This is a genomic window from Bradyrhizobium sp. WCU1, from assembly GCF_053474805.1.
Genome location: NZ_CM130280.1, coordinates 6,245,586 through 6,257,736 on the forward strand (window position 1 = coordinate 6,245,586; position 12,151 = coordinate 6,257,736).

Here is a 12,151-nt window from a genome sequence, read left to right on the forward strand (position 1 = left end):
GAGGGGCCTCCGCGAAATTCGGCTGTCAACGTCTTCGCGGAGATAGCAAGAACGGGGAGAGGGAGCAGTTAGAGGTTCGCCAGGCCGCATTCGACGGCGAGGCGGACCAGCTGGGCGTCGGTCCGCATCCCGGTCTTGGCCTTGATCAGATAATGGTAGTTCTGCACGGTTTTGGTGCTGAGGTTGAGGTTGGCGGCGATCTGCTCCTTGGTGCTGCCGGCCGCGAACTGCCGCAGGATCTCGATCTCCCGCTCGCCGAGCTGGTCGAGCGCCGATCTGGTCGGCACCAGGCTCTCCAGCGCGAGCACCCGCGCGACGTCGTCGCTCATCGCGTGCTCGCCGCGCGCCACCGAGCGGATCGCCGCGATCAGCTCGGCCGGCTCGCTGCCCTTGGTGACGAAGCCGGAGGCGCCGGCGCCGAATGCCGCCTTCACCTGGGCGGCCTCGCTGTGCATGCTGAAGACCAGGATGCGGGCGTCGGCATCGCGCGCGCGGATGTTGCGGATTGCCTCCAGGCCGCTCGCGCCGGGCATCGAGATGTCCATCACCACCACATCGGGGCCGTGCGACTTGAACGCACGGTAGGCGTTGGCGGCGTTGTCGGCCTCGGCGACCACGCGGAAATCGTCCTGATGCTCGAGCACGCGCCGGTAGCCCTGGCGGACCACGGGATGATCGTCCACCAGCAGGATCGAGATGCCCCGGAGGGTTGCGGTGGTTTTCGCGGTCGTCATCTCAGGCGGCGAGCGGGATCGTGGCGGCGACGGAGAGGCCGCGGCTGGCGCGCGCGATCGACAGCGAACCGCCGAGTGCTGCGACGCGCTCGCTGACGCCGGTGAGGCCGAAGCCCGCCGACTGCGCCACCTTGGCGGCATCGCCGCCGCCGTCATCCTCGACCCGCACCAGCAGCGCGTTTTCAGTTCCGCTGCGCCGTTCGATCCGCAGCACGATCTCGCGCGCCGAGCTGTGGCGCAGCGCGTTGGTCAGGCATTCCTGCGCGACGCGATAGGCAGTGACCGCGACCGTGCCGCTGATGTCGGCGAGGTCGCCCTGCAGATCGAGCTGGATCTGCGGCTGCGTCGCGCGCGACCGCCAGCTGTCGACGAGGGCGACCAGGCTTGCCTCCAGCCCGAGCTCCTCGGCCGGCGGATGGCGCAACCGGTTCAACGTGTCACGCAGGCAGGCGATGATGCGGCGCGTGGCCTGCGAGATCATCCGCGCGTCCTGCGCGATTTCAGTGCCGGCGGCGTATTCGTCGCCGGCGCTCGCCTCGATCGTGGTGGCGAAGGCCAGGATCGCGGTGAGATTCTGGCCGAACTCGTCATGCAGCTCACGGGCCAGCGCGCGACGCTCGTCGCTGCGGATTTCGAGCAGCCGCCGGGTCAGCAGCGTGCGCTCCTCCTCGGCCTGCGCCAGGCGATCGCCGAGATCGCCGACGGCGCGTCCGATCATCGCGAGCTCCATCGATCGGATGCGCGGCAGCGGCGTACGATACTCGCCGTCGGCCATGCGCCGCAGCGCCGACACGATCGAGTGGGCGGGCGCCAGCGTATGCGCGATCGCGAGCGACGCGAGCAGCGCGATGGCGAGCGCCATCAGCAGCGCGACATGGATGTTGTCCAGGATGTGCCGCCAGGCGAGCGCGGTCGCGGCCTCCGGATCGGCGATGGCGCGGACGGCTCCCGCGGTCGTGGCGCGGGCGCTGATCGGCCGCTCGACGGTGGCGTGATCGCCGAGCACCGCCTGCACCGTGGCCGCGAACCAGCGCGGCGGCGCCTGGCCGATCCCCTTGCTCTGGCCGCAGAGCGGCCTCTCGAAGGCGCCGGCCGGTTCGAACTGCACGCAGATCCCGGGTGCGATCAGGCCCATGGTTTCGATGGTGCGCCAGTCCGGCGCCGGCAGCAGCTGTTCCCGCATCCGGTTGCTGCGCAGCAGCAATTCGCGCCAGTACAGCGCCTCCAGTGCCTGCGAAACTCGCTCGGCGGACGCCGACGTGGCGCGATCGACGCTGCGATAGGCATCGATCGTGGCCCAGACGGTGGCGGCGCCAAGGCACAGCGCGACGATGACGAGCAGGCGGGCGACCAGTTGAAGCACGAGGCGCATATGATCACTCCACGGCCGGAGCATGATCCCTCGCGATAAACGCGGCACGCGCTTGCGCGGAGATCGCGCTCAAAAGAGCGGCGCGAAGCCTAACAGCAACCCCATTCCCGGCAAGGACAAGCATGCGCAGCGATGCAGGTCGGGAAATTTGCCCGACCAAACCTGGGCAGATGTCTTTGGACGACGCCCGCCGGCTCTGCTCTAACCGAAGGCGAGGCCCTCCCGGAGCCTCATGGAACAACCGCCACAGGGAGCGAGCGCAGCATGAATGCCAAGGTCGGCGCCGCGGCCGCTTCGGCCGGCACGGATGCGGCGGAGCGCAGCGTGCTGCTGCTCTGGATGATCTTCACCGGTCTTTCGGTGTTCGCCGCCTTCCTGCTGTGGCGCTACGGGCTGATCCGCCTGATGGTCAGTTCCGACCGCACCTACATTTCCAGCGTCATCGCGGTGCTCTACGTCGTCACCTGCGTCCATTGCTTCTGGCGGACGCGGGCGATCGCGCGGGAAGGCGAGGTGGCGCGGTCCTGCCGCACGATCCTCGCCGCGCCTGACGGCGCCAAGGTTCTTGTACCGGATGCGCGCGGCTTGCCCGGTGGCCTCGTCACCGATCACATCAAGAGCCTGGTTCAGAAGGCCGACGCGCAAGCCAAAGGCCGCATCGACCAGACCCTGCTGCTGCGGACGCTGGCGGATCGCTTGCGCGGGTCGAACGGCTTCGGCGCCTTCGTCTCCGACACGCTGATGAAGCTCGGCCTGCTCGGCACCATCATCGGCTTCATCATCATGCTGGCGCCGATCGCCTCGCTCGATGCCGCCGACAAGGTCGCGATGAAATCCTCGATGGGGCTGATGAGCGACGGCATGGCGGTTGCGATGTACACGACGCTGGCCGGGTTGATCGGGTCGATCCTGGTCCGGATCCAGTACTACATGCTGGATTCCGCGACCCAGCGGGTGTTCTCCGATGCCGTCGTGCTGACCGAGACGCACGTCACGCCCGCTCTCGAACGTCGCCTTGGTACGCCGCCATGATGGACGAGTTCGGGCTCTATCCGCGCGAGGAGCCGTTTGATCCGCTCGGTGTCATGCTGTTCAAGGCGCTGCAGGTGATCGCCTTCCTGTTCTTCCTCGCGCTGCTCGCGGTGTCGCCGGACTCCAAGGACGGCAAGATCGAATCCAAGGCGGAGTTCATCATCACGATGGACTGGCCGGACAACCATCCCGACGATCTCGACCTGTTCGTGCAGGACCCGGCCGGCAACATCGCCTGGTACCGGCATCGCGAGGCCGGCTTCCTGACGCTCGATCGCGACGATCGCGGCGGCGCCAACGACTTCATCGTGGTCAACGGCAAGAAGATCGCTTCGCCAATCCGCGAGGAGATCGTCACCCTGCGCGGCGTCGTCGCCGGCGAATACACCGTCAACGTCTCGCATTTCCAGGCCACGACAGGCGAGCCGGTGCAGGCCAATGTCAAGGTGCAGAAGCTCAATCCGACGGCGCAGGTGATCTTCGACGACAAGCTGACCGTCGACCACACCGGCGACGAGAAGACCGCGGTGCGATTTCGTCTCGATGCCGAGGGCAAGGTGATCAACGTCGACCGGCGGCCGAAATCGCTGCTCGAGACTTTCCGCAGCAGCTGGCGCAACGGTGCCGATCTCGATCCGAACACGGGGGTCCCGAGATCCGGCGTGAGGGTGCTCCGTCGTGATTAGCCTGCAATCAGTCATCCTCACGCTTGCGGTCGCCTACGCGGTGGTCGGCGCGCTGCTCTTGATCGTGCTGGTCTATGCGCGGCTGCACTGGTCGCTGAAGGCCGTCGTCATCGTCGTGACCAGCGCCTTCTACTTCGTCAGCTTCGGCGGCATGCGCGGCCTGCTCGGCTGGGCCTCCGCGGAGAAGCTGCCGGCGAACTTCAAGCTGCTCTCGACGCGGATCGTGGAGCCGCACTCGCTGGAGGGCGATCCAGGCTCGATCTATCTGTGGGTCGAGGAGCTCGACGAGGACAACCGCCCGAGCGCGGTGCCGCGCGCCTTCCGCATTCCCTACAGCGACGCCCTGGCCGAGCAGACCCACACCGCCGACAACGAGATCAAGGCCGGGCATCCGCAGGGCGGGCGGGCGGCGGATTTCGGCGGCGGTGACGGGACCATCATGGACTTCGTCAGGGAGTACATCACGCCGAAGACGATTGTGGAGACCACGGGCGGCGATTCCACGACAGGGACGTTCGTGGCCCCGCCGGCGGGCGCGCAGGGATCGGTTTTCACCCCGCTGCCGCCGCCCCGGATGCCACCCAAGGACGAGCAGCGATAGGGCGACGCGGGCCGGCCGGGCGATGGCACAAAAGTAGGGATCGCCAATAATCAGTCAGCGGAGCGGACAGTAGTCATCCGGAATTCCTCAATTGCCTGAACCGTGTAGACTTTGGGCTAACCGGGGCTAGATTTTATCCCGAAGCCATTTTCCCGGCAAAGGGGCCGCTGCGTGAAGCGGCCCCTTTCGATTCTGCCGCCAGATCCCGACCGGCATTTTCCAGCAAGGCCGCGCTCCGTGCATGGCTGTCATCTCACACCGTCTCGCTGACAGATATTGAAATCTGTCAGCGAGACGGTGTATACACAATCCAGCCCAAGGGAGGAGGGCGCCCAGTGGCTGTTCCGGCGTTTGGCCGGGGAAGCCGTACTTAATTTGACCACCTCGAAGGACTACCTCCATGACGATAGAAATCTTTCAATTGACCGCCCAGATTCAACAGTGGCTCAACCTTCGCGTCGCCCGCCATTTGGCTGCCCAGGCCGCCAAGTTCACCCGCGGGCAGGACAGCGATAACCAGACGGTAAACGCATGAACGAGGCGGTGGTTTTGACACCCGAGCGGATTCTCGAGGCAACTGAGGATGTCTTGAGACGCTACGGGTTGACCAAGGCCACCGTTGTCGACGTGGCCCGTGCGCTGGATGTCAGCCACGGCAGCGTCTACCGCCATTTCCCCAGCAAGGCCTCGCTGCGCGACGCGGTCGCCAAACGCTGGCTGGACCGCGCCAACGAGCCGCTCTGCAAGCTCGCAGCCGGCGACGGCCCGGCGCCGGAACGGCTGGAGAAATGGCTGCGCACCGCCTTCTCGATCAAGCAGAAGAAGGTCTGCGACGATCCGGAGATGTTCGCGACCTACCTTGCGCTGGCGCAGGGCGCGCGCGAGGTGGTGGAAGCCTACAAGGACAAGCAGGTCGACCTGATCGCGAAAATCCTGTCCGACGGCGTCGCGCAGGGTGTGTTCGAGATGGACGACGTCAAGACGACGGCGCGCGCCGTGTTCGACGCGACCGTCCGCTACCATCACCCGGCGCATGCCGAGGAATGGGCCAAGCCGGAATGCCCGTCACGGATCGATGCCCTGATCGCCCTGCTGCTGCGCGGCGTGCGGGTGTGCAAGCACTAGCCTGCTTTCTTCCAACATCCTCTGACGACCTGATGCCTCCGGCCGATTGCGAGGCCGGGGCCGCGTGTGCTTGATATCCGTCAAGATCAGTCGTGCTTTTCTCGATCATTCTGCGGACCACGATGCGGCTTGCACTGCTTGCGGATATCCATGCCAACCGGCAGGCCTTCGCCGCCTGCCTGGATGCCGCGCGTGCGCGCGGCGCGGAGCGGCTGATCTGCCTCGGCGATATCGTCGGTTACGGCGCCGATCCCGAATGGGCCGTCGACACGGCGATGGACCTCGTCGCCAACGGCGGGATTGCGGTGCGCGGTAATCATGACAATGCGATCGGCGAGCCCAGCGACAGCATGAATGCCGATGCGCAGGCCGCCATCGACTGGACTCGCAATCGGCTCAGCGCCGAGCAGAAGGCCTTCCTCGCCGGCCTGCCGATCCTACGCGCGGAGGACAACCGGCTCTACGTGCATTCCGAGGCCTCCGACCCCGCGAAATGGCGCTATGTCCGCGACACGTCGGATGCCGCGCGCAGCATGATGGCAACCGAATTGCAGATCACCTTCTGCGGCCACATCCATCGTCCCGGCCTCTACTCGATGTCCTCGACGGCGAAGATGACGAGCTTCGTTCCGACCTCGGGCGTGCCCGTACAGCTTCTGACCGGGCGGCGCTGGCTTGCGGTGCTCGGCTCGGTCGGCCAGCCGCGCGACGGCGATCCGGCGGCGTCGTTTGCGATGTTCGACACGGCAAGCCGCGAGATCACCTATCATCGCGTGCCCTACGACGTCGCGACCGCCGCGGCACGCATCAAGGCGAATGGCCTGCCGCTCTGGCTCGCCGACCGCTTGTCGATCGGCAGGTGACCGACATGGCGGCGCTGACGATGCAGCCCGGCGCCGAGATAGATGGCTTCACCATCGGCGAGCGCGTGCACCGTGGCGGCATGGCGACGCTGTGGACGGTCACCCATCCGGGCATCAACGTGCCGCTGCTGATGAAGGTACCGCTCACCTCGGAAGGCGAGGATCCGGCCGCGATCGTCAGCTTCGAGATGGAGCAGATGATCCTGCCGCGGCTGTCGGGGCCGCACGTGCCGGCCTGCTTCGGGACCGGCGATTTCGAACGCCAGGCCTATGTGGTGATGGAGCGCATCCCCGGCCAAACGCTCTACAAGCGGCTCGACGCGCTGCCGTTGCCGTACGACGAGGTGCGGGTGATCGGCGGCAAGGTCGCCGCCGCGCTCGCCAGCCTGCACCGGCAGAACGTCATCCATCACGACATCAAGCCGAGCAGCATCATGTTCCGCGAGCGCGGCGAGGCGGTGCTGATTGATTTCGGCCTCTCGCATCACCAGCATCTGCCCGATCTGCTGCAGGAGGAGTTTCGGCTGCCTTACGGCACCGCGCCCTACATGGCGCCGGAGCGCCTGCTCGGCGTCCGCGACGATCCGCGCAGCGACCTGTTTTCGCTCGGCGTGCTGCTCTATTTCTTCACCACCGGCGTCCGCCCGTTCGGCGAGACCGAGAGCCTGCGCGGCATGCGCCGGCGGCTGTGGCGCGATCCCACTCCGCCGCGCGAGCTCAAGCCCGACTATCCGCCCTGGCTGCAGGAGATCGTGCTGCGCTGTCTGGAGATCGACCCGGCCGCGCGCTACCCGACTGCGGCGCAGCTCGCGTTCGATCTCGGCCATCCAGAGCAGGTCAAGCTGACGGCTCGGGCGCAGCGGCTCAAACGCGACCCGCTGAGTACGGTCTGGCGCCGCCGTTTCAATCTCGGCGCGGCGCCGCCGCAGCCGAAGTCCAACGTCGCGGTGCAGCTCGCATCGAGCCCGATCGTTGCCGTTGCGCTCGATCTCGGCGAGGGTACCGAGGCGCTGAACGAGACCATCCGCGTCACCGCCGAGCAGGTGTTGTCGACCTCGCCGTCGGCGCGGCTCGCCTGCGTGAATGTGTTAAAGCTCAATCGCCTCGCGATCGACCGCAGCCACGACGAGCAGGGCCAGAACAAGCATGTCGACCGCCTGGTGGCGCTCCAGCATTGGGCACGCCCGTTCCGGCTCGAGGAGGGGCGGCTGACCGTGCATGTCCTGGAGGCGATCGATCCGGCCGCCGCCATCCTGGAATTCGCCGCGGTCAATCTGGTCGACCACATCATCGTCGGCGCGCGGCAGTCCTCGATGCGGCGCGCGCTGCTCGGCAGCGTGTCTGCCCAGGTCGCCGGGGAAGCGCCGTGCACCGTGACCGTGGTGCGGCCGTCGCGGTTGGCCGCGATGGATACGGGCGACGCCGCGGCGGATGCCGCGCCGACGCCCCCCGCTTTGTTCTAAATCGCTTCGCCGCGCGCCTCGGCCGCGGCGTGGCGGATCGCGGCGATGTTGGTCTTGTAGGCCTCGAGCGTGCCGCCCTTGAACACCGCGGAGCCCGCGACGAAGGCATTGGCGCCGGCGGCGGCGAGCTGGCCCGCGACGTCGGGCGCCACGCCGCCATCGACCTCGATGTCGATCGGGCGGCCCGCGACCATCGCCCTGACGTCAGAGATCTTGCCGATCGCCGAGCGGATGAAGGCCTGGCCGCCGAAGCCGGGATTGACCGACATGACAAGCACGAGGTCGATCAGGTCGAGCACATATTCGATCGCGCTCGCCGGCGTCGCCGGATTGATCGAGACACCGGCCTTCTTGCCGAGCGCGCGGATCGCCTGCAGCGAGCGATGCAGATGCGGGCCCGCCTCGGCATGCACGGTGATGTGGTCGCAGCCCGCCTTGGCGAAGGCCTCGAGATAGGGGTCGCAGGGCGAGATCATCAGATGCGCGTCGAACACCTTCTTGGTGTGCGGCCGCATCGCCTTGATGACATCAGGGCCGTAGGAAATGTTCGGCACAAAGTGTCCGTCCATCACGTCGAGATGGATCCAGTCGGCGCCGGCCTGGTCGACGGCGCGGACCTCCTCGCCGAGCTTTGAGAAATCCGACGCCAGGATCGACGGAGCGATGATGAGGGGACGCGGGGTGAATGGCTGAGTCATAGCGCAGTTCCGGAAGACTTCAGGGGGCGACGGGTGATCCCGCCTAACACGCGCAGGCGTGGCGGGCAATGCGAGCGGACGGCGGCTGGAAGCCGGAAATTCCTGCCGCCAACGGCAGTTCTTGCCGGGTGCGCGGAACCCGCGTCGATGTGCCAAGGCCTGGTTTTATTGGGTTTTTGCCATGGCATGCCCCTTGCTCCGCCAATGACAAGCGTTTGAGCCGCCAGGCGCGGCCTTGTTGGAGTATTGCCATGTTATTTGCCATTGGCGCTGCGTCATCCGCCGTCGATCTTTTGAGCTCGCTGATGTCGTCGAAGTCGACGACCCAGACCGGGAGCTCCACCCAGGGAAATCAGACCACCGGGCTGTTCGACCTCTCGACCGCGACATCGACGTCGAGCAGCACCAGCGGCGGATCGGGCGCCGGCACCCCGCAGATTTCGCCGCAGACCATGAGTGCGCTGCTCGACGCGCAGAGCCAGGCGACCGCTTCGACCGGCACGGCTTCAACCAGCACAACGCCGACCAGCCGGTCGGATGCGCTGAAGGACCTGTTCTCGCTGATCGACGCCGACGGCAACGGCCAGATCACCAAGACCGAATTCGAGAACGCGCTCGGCGCCGGCGGTACCAACATCGCGCAGGCCGACGATGTGTTCTCCAAGCTCGACAAGAACGGCGACGGCAGCGTCAGCCTCGACGAGATGTCGCAGGCCTTGCAGGGCCACAAGGGCGGCGGCCATCATCACCATCACATGGAAAGCGGCTCGACCGATGGATCCGGCTCGAGCGGCGGCTCGGGTGGCTCGAGCTCCGATCCGCTGATGCAGGCGCTGGACGGCGCAACCTCGACCTCGGTGACCAACAGCGACGGCTCGACCACCACGACGACGACCTATGCCGACGGCTCCAAGGTGTCGATGACGACGCCGGCCACGGCGTCGGCCAACAGCAGCGCGAATTCGTCTTCCGCCGGCAACAAGGCCACCTCGTCCTACAATTTCATCGAGCAGCTGATCCAGCGCCAGTCGCAGGCGATCTCGGCCCAGGCCTCATCGTCGCTGTCGGTCAGCGCGTAGCTCGTCATTGCGAGGAGCTCGGCGACAAACTTGCAAAGCAATTTTGCGCTGGAGCGACGATGCAATCCATCTGTCCGCATGTGCGGATAAATGGATTGCTTCGCTTCGCTGGCAATGACGGGAGAGTGACGATCTAACCGAACCGGTCCCGCCAGCTCGGCAGCGCGCCGGGGAAGGGCAGGGGGGTCGCTGAATGGACGCCGCGAGCGATCGCGCGTGCCACCGTGTTGGCGGCGATCGCACCGAGCTTGGTCAGCCCGAACAGCGGATCGACCGGCTTGGCACCGGTCGCGGCGGCAAACACCACATCGCCATCGAGCGGGGCGTGCACTGGGTAGATCGCGCGCGCCATGCCGGTCTGTGCGATCATCGCCAGCCGCCGCGCCTGCGGTTTCGTCAATTGCGCATCGGTCACGACCACGACCAGCGTCGTGTTCTCGGCGGCGGTAGCGTCCGTGCCGCCCTTCAGCCGCGGCTTGAGCATGTCCTGTGTGAACGAGGGTGGCAGGCCGCGTCCGCCGAACTCGCTGTTCACCTCGAACGGCGCCGCCCAGAACCAGGGGCCGTTGCCGACCGCGACGCTGCCGACCGCGTTGACCACGGCGAGCGCTGCGACCTTGACGCCGTCGTCGGTCACATCAGACGCCGAGCCGAGGCCGCCCTTGAGGTTGGCTGTTGTCGCGCCCATGCCGGCGCCGACGCTGCCGAGCTCGAAGTCGTCGGAGGCGGCATTCGCCGCCGCATAGCCGAGATCGCGATAGGGCGGAAAGCGTCCCCACGCCTTGTTGCCGCCGTTGAGCAGGTCGAAGCAGATCGCGCCGGGCACGATCGGGATCACCGCGTCGCGGATGCGAAAGCCGCGGCCGCGCTCGGCAAGCCAGGCCTGCACGCCGCCGGCGGCATCGAGCCCAAGCGCGGAGCCGCCGGACAGCGTGATGGCGTCGATCGCTTCGACGACATTATGCGGCGACAGCAGCGCGTCCTCGCGGGTGCCCGGACCGCCGCCGCGGACATCGATCGAGGCGACCGCCGGCCGTTCGAACAGGATCGCGGTGACGCCCGAGGCGATCACCGCGTCGTCGGCGTGGCCGACGGCAACGCCGGCAATATCGGTGAGAAGGTTTTTCACGATTGGGCCCGTCCGCCTGCTGTCCGATCGATCCGGTATAGCAGCCGCGGTACCAAAGAAAAACGCCCCGGCGGACCGGGGCGTTTCGTATCTCTGATCGGATCAGGCGCGGGGGGCTCAGGAGCCCTTCGGGTTGATCTCGGTGTAGTTGCCCTTGGCGTCCCACTTGTAGACGACGTAGTCGATCGCCTTGATGTCGCCTTTGGCGTCGAAGCCCATCTTGCCGAGCACGGTGTCCCAATCGCCGGCCTTGATGGTCTCCATCACCTTCTTGGCGTCGGTGGTGCCGGCCTTGGCGACGGCCTGCGTCCACACCTGCATCGCGGCGTAGGTGTAGAGCGTGTAGCCTTCGGGGTCGATGTTCTTGGCTTTGAACTTCTCGACGATCGCCTTCGCGGTCGGCTTGTTGCGCGGATCGGGGCCGAAGGTGAACAGCGTGCCTTCGGCGGCCGGGCCGGTGATCGAGGCGAACTCCTTATCGTTCATGGCGTCGCCCGCCATCAGAATGGTCTGCAGGCCCTGGTCGCGCATCTGGCGCAGGATCAAGCCGGCTTCCTGATGGTAGCCGCCGACATAGACCAGATCGATGTTGTCGCGCTTCAGGCGCGAGACGATCGAGTTGAAGTCCTTGTCGCCCTTGTTGTAGGACTCGAACATCTTCTCCTGGAAGCCGGCCTTGTTCAGCGCCTTCTTGGTCTCGTCGGCGAGGCCTTTGCCGTAGGTGGTCTTGTCGTTCAGGATCGCGACGTTCTTGCCCTTGAAGTTCTTCACGATGTAGTCGGCGGCGACCAGGCCCTGCTGGTCGTCACGACCGCAGACGCGCGCCACGTTCCAGAGCTTGCGCTCGGTGAACAGCGGGTTGGTCGAGGCCGGGGTGATCTGCAGGACGTTGGCGTCGGCATAGGCCTCGGAGGCCGGGATCGACGACGACGAGCAGAAATGGCCGGCCACGAACGGAATCTTCGACGAGCCGATCTTCTCCGCGATCGAGCGCGCCTGCTTCGGATCGCAGGCATCGTCGTCGGCTTCCAGCGCGAGCTTCTTGCCGAGCACGCCGCCGGCGGCGTTGATGTCGGCGACTGCCTGCTCGGCGCCGTTCTTCATCTGCCGGCCGAAAGCGGATTCGGAGCCCGTCATCGGACCCGCGACTGCGATGGTGATGTCTTGCGCGAATGCGCTCGCCGACAATGCGAACGAAGCGCCCAATGCCAGGCCGATCAGCTTCAGTGATTTCATGAGACGTCCCTCGTGGTCGTTGCCTCTTGCGGAAGGGCCCGGCACGCCGGGCCCTCAAACCGCGGGCATTCTCGGCTGGTTTCGCGGCGAAGTCACCGGCAATTTTCAGGCAAATCGACGCTGCATCAGCTGC

13 protein-coding genes are annotated in these 12,151 nt (G+C 66.5%); 8 read left to right on the forward strand and 5 right to left on the reverse strand.

Annotated features, from left to right (window positions below):
• Positions 1-68: 68 nt before the first annotated feature.
• Positions 69-734: a response regulator gene (locus tag ACTUWL_RS29165; protein WP_021077825.1), complete on the reverse strand. Its 666-nt coding sequence runs from the start codon at positions 732-734 to the stop codon at positions 69-71.
• Between the two features lies 1 nt (position 735).
• Positions 736-2,106 carry a histidine kinase gene (locus tag ACTUWL_RS29170; RefSeq protein ID WP_021077824.1) on the reverse strand — a complete coding sequence of 457 codons (1,371 nt, stop codon included), beginning with the start codon at positions 2,104-2,106 and terminating at the stop codon, positions 736-738.
• A 264-nt stretch (positions 2,107-2,370) separates the two neighbouring features.
• Between ACTUWL_RS29170 and ACTUWL_RS29175 the strand changes: the two genes are divergently transcribed.
• The 7 genes from ACTUWL_RS29175 to ACTUWL_RS29205 all read left to right on the forward strand — a co-directional run bounded on the left by ACTUWL_RS29175 (position 2,371) and on the right by ACTUWL_RS29205 (position 7,876).
• Complete coding sequence (locus tag ACTUWL_RS29175) at positions 2,371-3,138, forward strand: MotA/TolQ/ExbB proton channel family protein (protein ID WP_021077823.1); 768 nt, start codon at positions 2,371-2,373, stop codon at positions 3,136-3,138.
• Positions 3,135-3,824, forward strand: a complete 690-nt coding sequence (locus ACTUWL_RS29180) for a hypothetical protein (protein WP_021077822.1) — start codon at positions 3,135-3,137, stop codon at positions 3,822-3,824. Before ACTUWL_RS29175 ends, ACTUWL_RS29180 begins: the two co-directional genes overlap by 4 nt.
• Positions 3,817-4,425, forward strand: a complete 609-nt coding sequence (locus tag ACTUWL_RS29185; RefSeq protein WP_021077821.1) for a hypothetical protein — start codon at positions 3,817-3,819, stop codon at positions 4,423-4,425. The genes ACTUWL_RS29180 and ACTUWL_RS29185 overlap by 8 nt, the downstream gene beginning before the upstream one ends.
• A gap of 400 nt (positions 4,426-4,825) precedes the next feature.
• Entirely contained in the window at positions 4,826-4,960 is a 135-nt protein-coding gene (locus ACTUWL_RS29190; protein WP_016843141.1) for a hypothetical protein, read from the forward strand.
• Positions 4,957-5,550, forward strand: a complete 594-nt coding sequence (locus tag ACTUWL_RS29195; protein WP_021077820.1) for a TetR family transcriptional regulator — start codon at positions 4,957-4,959, stop codon at positions 5,548-5,550. The genes ACTUWL_RS29190 and ACTUWL_RS29195 overlap by 4 nt, the downstream gene beginning before the upstream one ends.
• Before the next feature lie 122 nt (positions 5,551-5,672).
• Complete coding sequence (locus ACTUWL_RS29200) at positions 5,673-6,413, forward strand: metallophosphoesterase family protein (RefSeq protein ID WP_021077819.1); 741 nt, start codon at positions 5,673-5,675, stop codon at positions 6,411-6,413.
• A 5-nt stretch (positions 6,414-6,418) separates the two neighbouring features.
• A complete protein-coding gene (locus tag ACTUWL_RS29205; protein ID WP_021077818.1) occupies positions 6,419-7,876 on the forward strand; it encodes a serine/threonine protein kinase in 1,458 nt (485 codons plus the stop codon).
• Here ACTUWL_RS29205 and rpe read toward each other — a convergent pair.
• A complete protein-coding gene (gene rpe, locus ACTUWL_RS29210) occupies positions 7,873-8,574 on the reverse strand; it encodes a ribulose-phosphate 3-epimerase (protein WP_021077817.1) in 702 nt (233 codons plus the stop codon). The genes ACTUWL_RS29205 and rpe overlap by 4 nt on opposite strands.
• A 251-nt stretch (positions 8,575-8,825) precedes the next feature.
• Between rpe and ACTUWL_RS29215 the strand changes: the two genes are divergently transcribed.
• Positions 8,826-9,653 carry an EF-hand domain-containing protein gene (locus ACTUWL_RS29215; RefSeq protein ID WP_021077816.1) on the forward strand — a complete coding sequence of 276 codons (828 nt, stop codon included), beginning with the start codon at positions 8,826-8,828 and terminating at the stop codon, positions 9,651-9,653.
• Positions 9,654-9,786: 133 nt separating this feature from the next.
• On the opposite strand, the gene ACTUWL_RS29220 is transcribed toward ACTUWL_RS29215, so the two are convergent.
• Together ACTUWL_RS29220 and ACTUWL_RS29225 are read right to left on the reverse strand one after the other, a co-directional pair.
• Positions 9,787-10,782, reverse strand: a complete 996-nt coding sequence (locus ACTUWL_RS29220; protein ID WP_021077815.1) for a P1 family peptidase — start codon at positions 10,780-10,782, stop codon at positions 9,787-9,789.
• A gap of 117 nt (positions 10,783-10,899) precedes the next feature.
• Positions 10,900-12,018: a branched-chain amino acid ABC transporter substrate-binding protein gene (locus ACTUWL_RS29225; RefSeq protein WP_021077814.1), complete on the reverse strand. Its 1,119-nt coding sequence runs from the start codon at positions 12,016-12,018 to the stop codon at positions 10,900-10,902.
• Positions 12,019-12,151: the final 133 nt, after the last annotated feature.

Bases quoted from the DNA above. Each gene is read 5' to 3' on its own strand.
- ACTUWL_RS29180 (WP_021077822.1), top strand. From the start codon at position 3,135: ATGATGGACGAGTTCGGGCTCTATCCGCGCGAGGAGCCGTTTGATCCG.
- ACTUWL_RS29225 (WP_021077814.1), bottom strand. From the start codon at position 12,018: ATGAAATCACTGAAGCTGATCGGCCTGGCATTGGGCGCTTCGTTCGCA.
- ACTUWL_RS29215 (WP_021077816.1), top strand. From the start codon at position 8,826: ATGTTATTTGCCATTGGCGCTGCGTCATCCGCCGTCGATCTTTTGAGC.
- ACTUWL_RS29170 (WP_021077824.1), bottom strand. From the start codon at position 2,106: ATGCGCCTCGTGCTTCAACTGGTCGCCCGCCTGCTCGTCATCGTCGCG.
- ACTUWL_RS29190 (WP_016843141.1), top strand. From the start codon at position 4,826: ATGACGATAGAAATCTTTCAATTGACCGCCCAGATTCAACAGTGGCTC.
- ACTUWL_RS29205 (WP_021077818.1), top strand. From the start codon at position 6,419: ATGGCGGCGCTGACGATGCAGCCCGGCGCCGAGATAGATGGCTTCACC.
- ACTUWL_RS29175 (WP_021077823.1), top strand. From the start codon at position 2,371: ATGAATGCCAAGGTCGGCGCCGCGGCCGCTTCGGCCGGCACGGATGCG.
- ACTUWL_RS29195 (WP_021077820.1), top strand. From the start codon at position 4,957: ATGAACGAGGCGGTGGTTTTGACACCCGAGCGGATTCTCGAGGCAACT.
- ACTUWL_RS29165 (WP_021077825.1), bottom strand. From the start codon at position 734: ATGACGACCGCGAAAACCACCGCAACCCTCCGGGGCATCTCGATCCTG.
- ACTUWL_RS29200 (WP_021077819.1), top strand. From the start codon at position 5,673: ATGCGGCTTGCACTGCTTGCGGATATCCATGCCAACCGGCAGGCCTTC.
- rpe (WP_021077817.1), bottom strand. From the start codon at position 8,574: ATGACTCAGCCATTCACCCCGCGTCCCCTCATCATCGCTCCGTCGATC.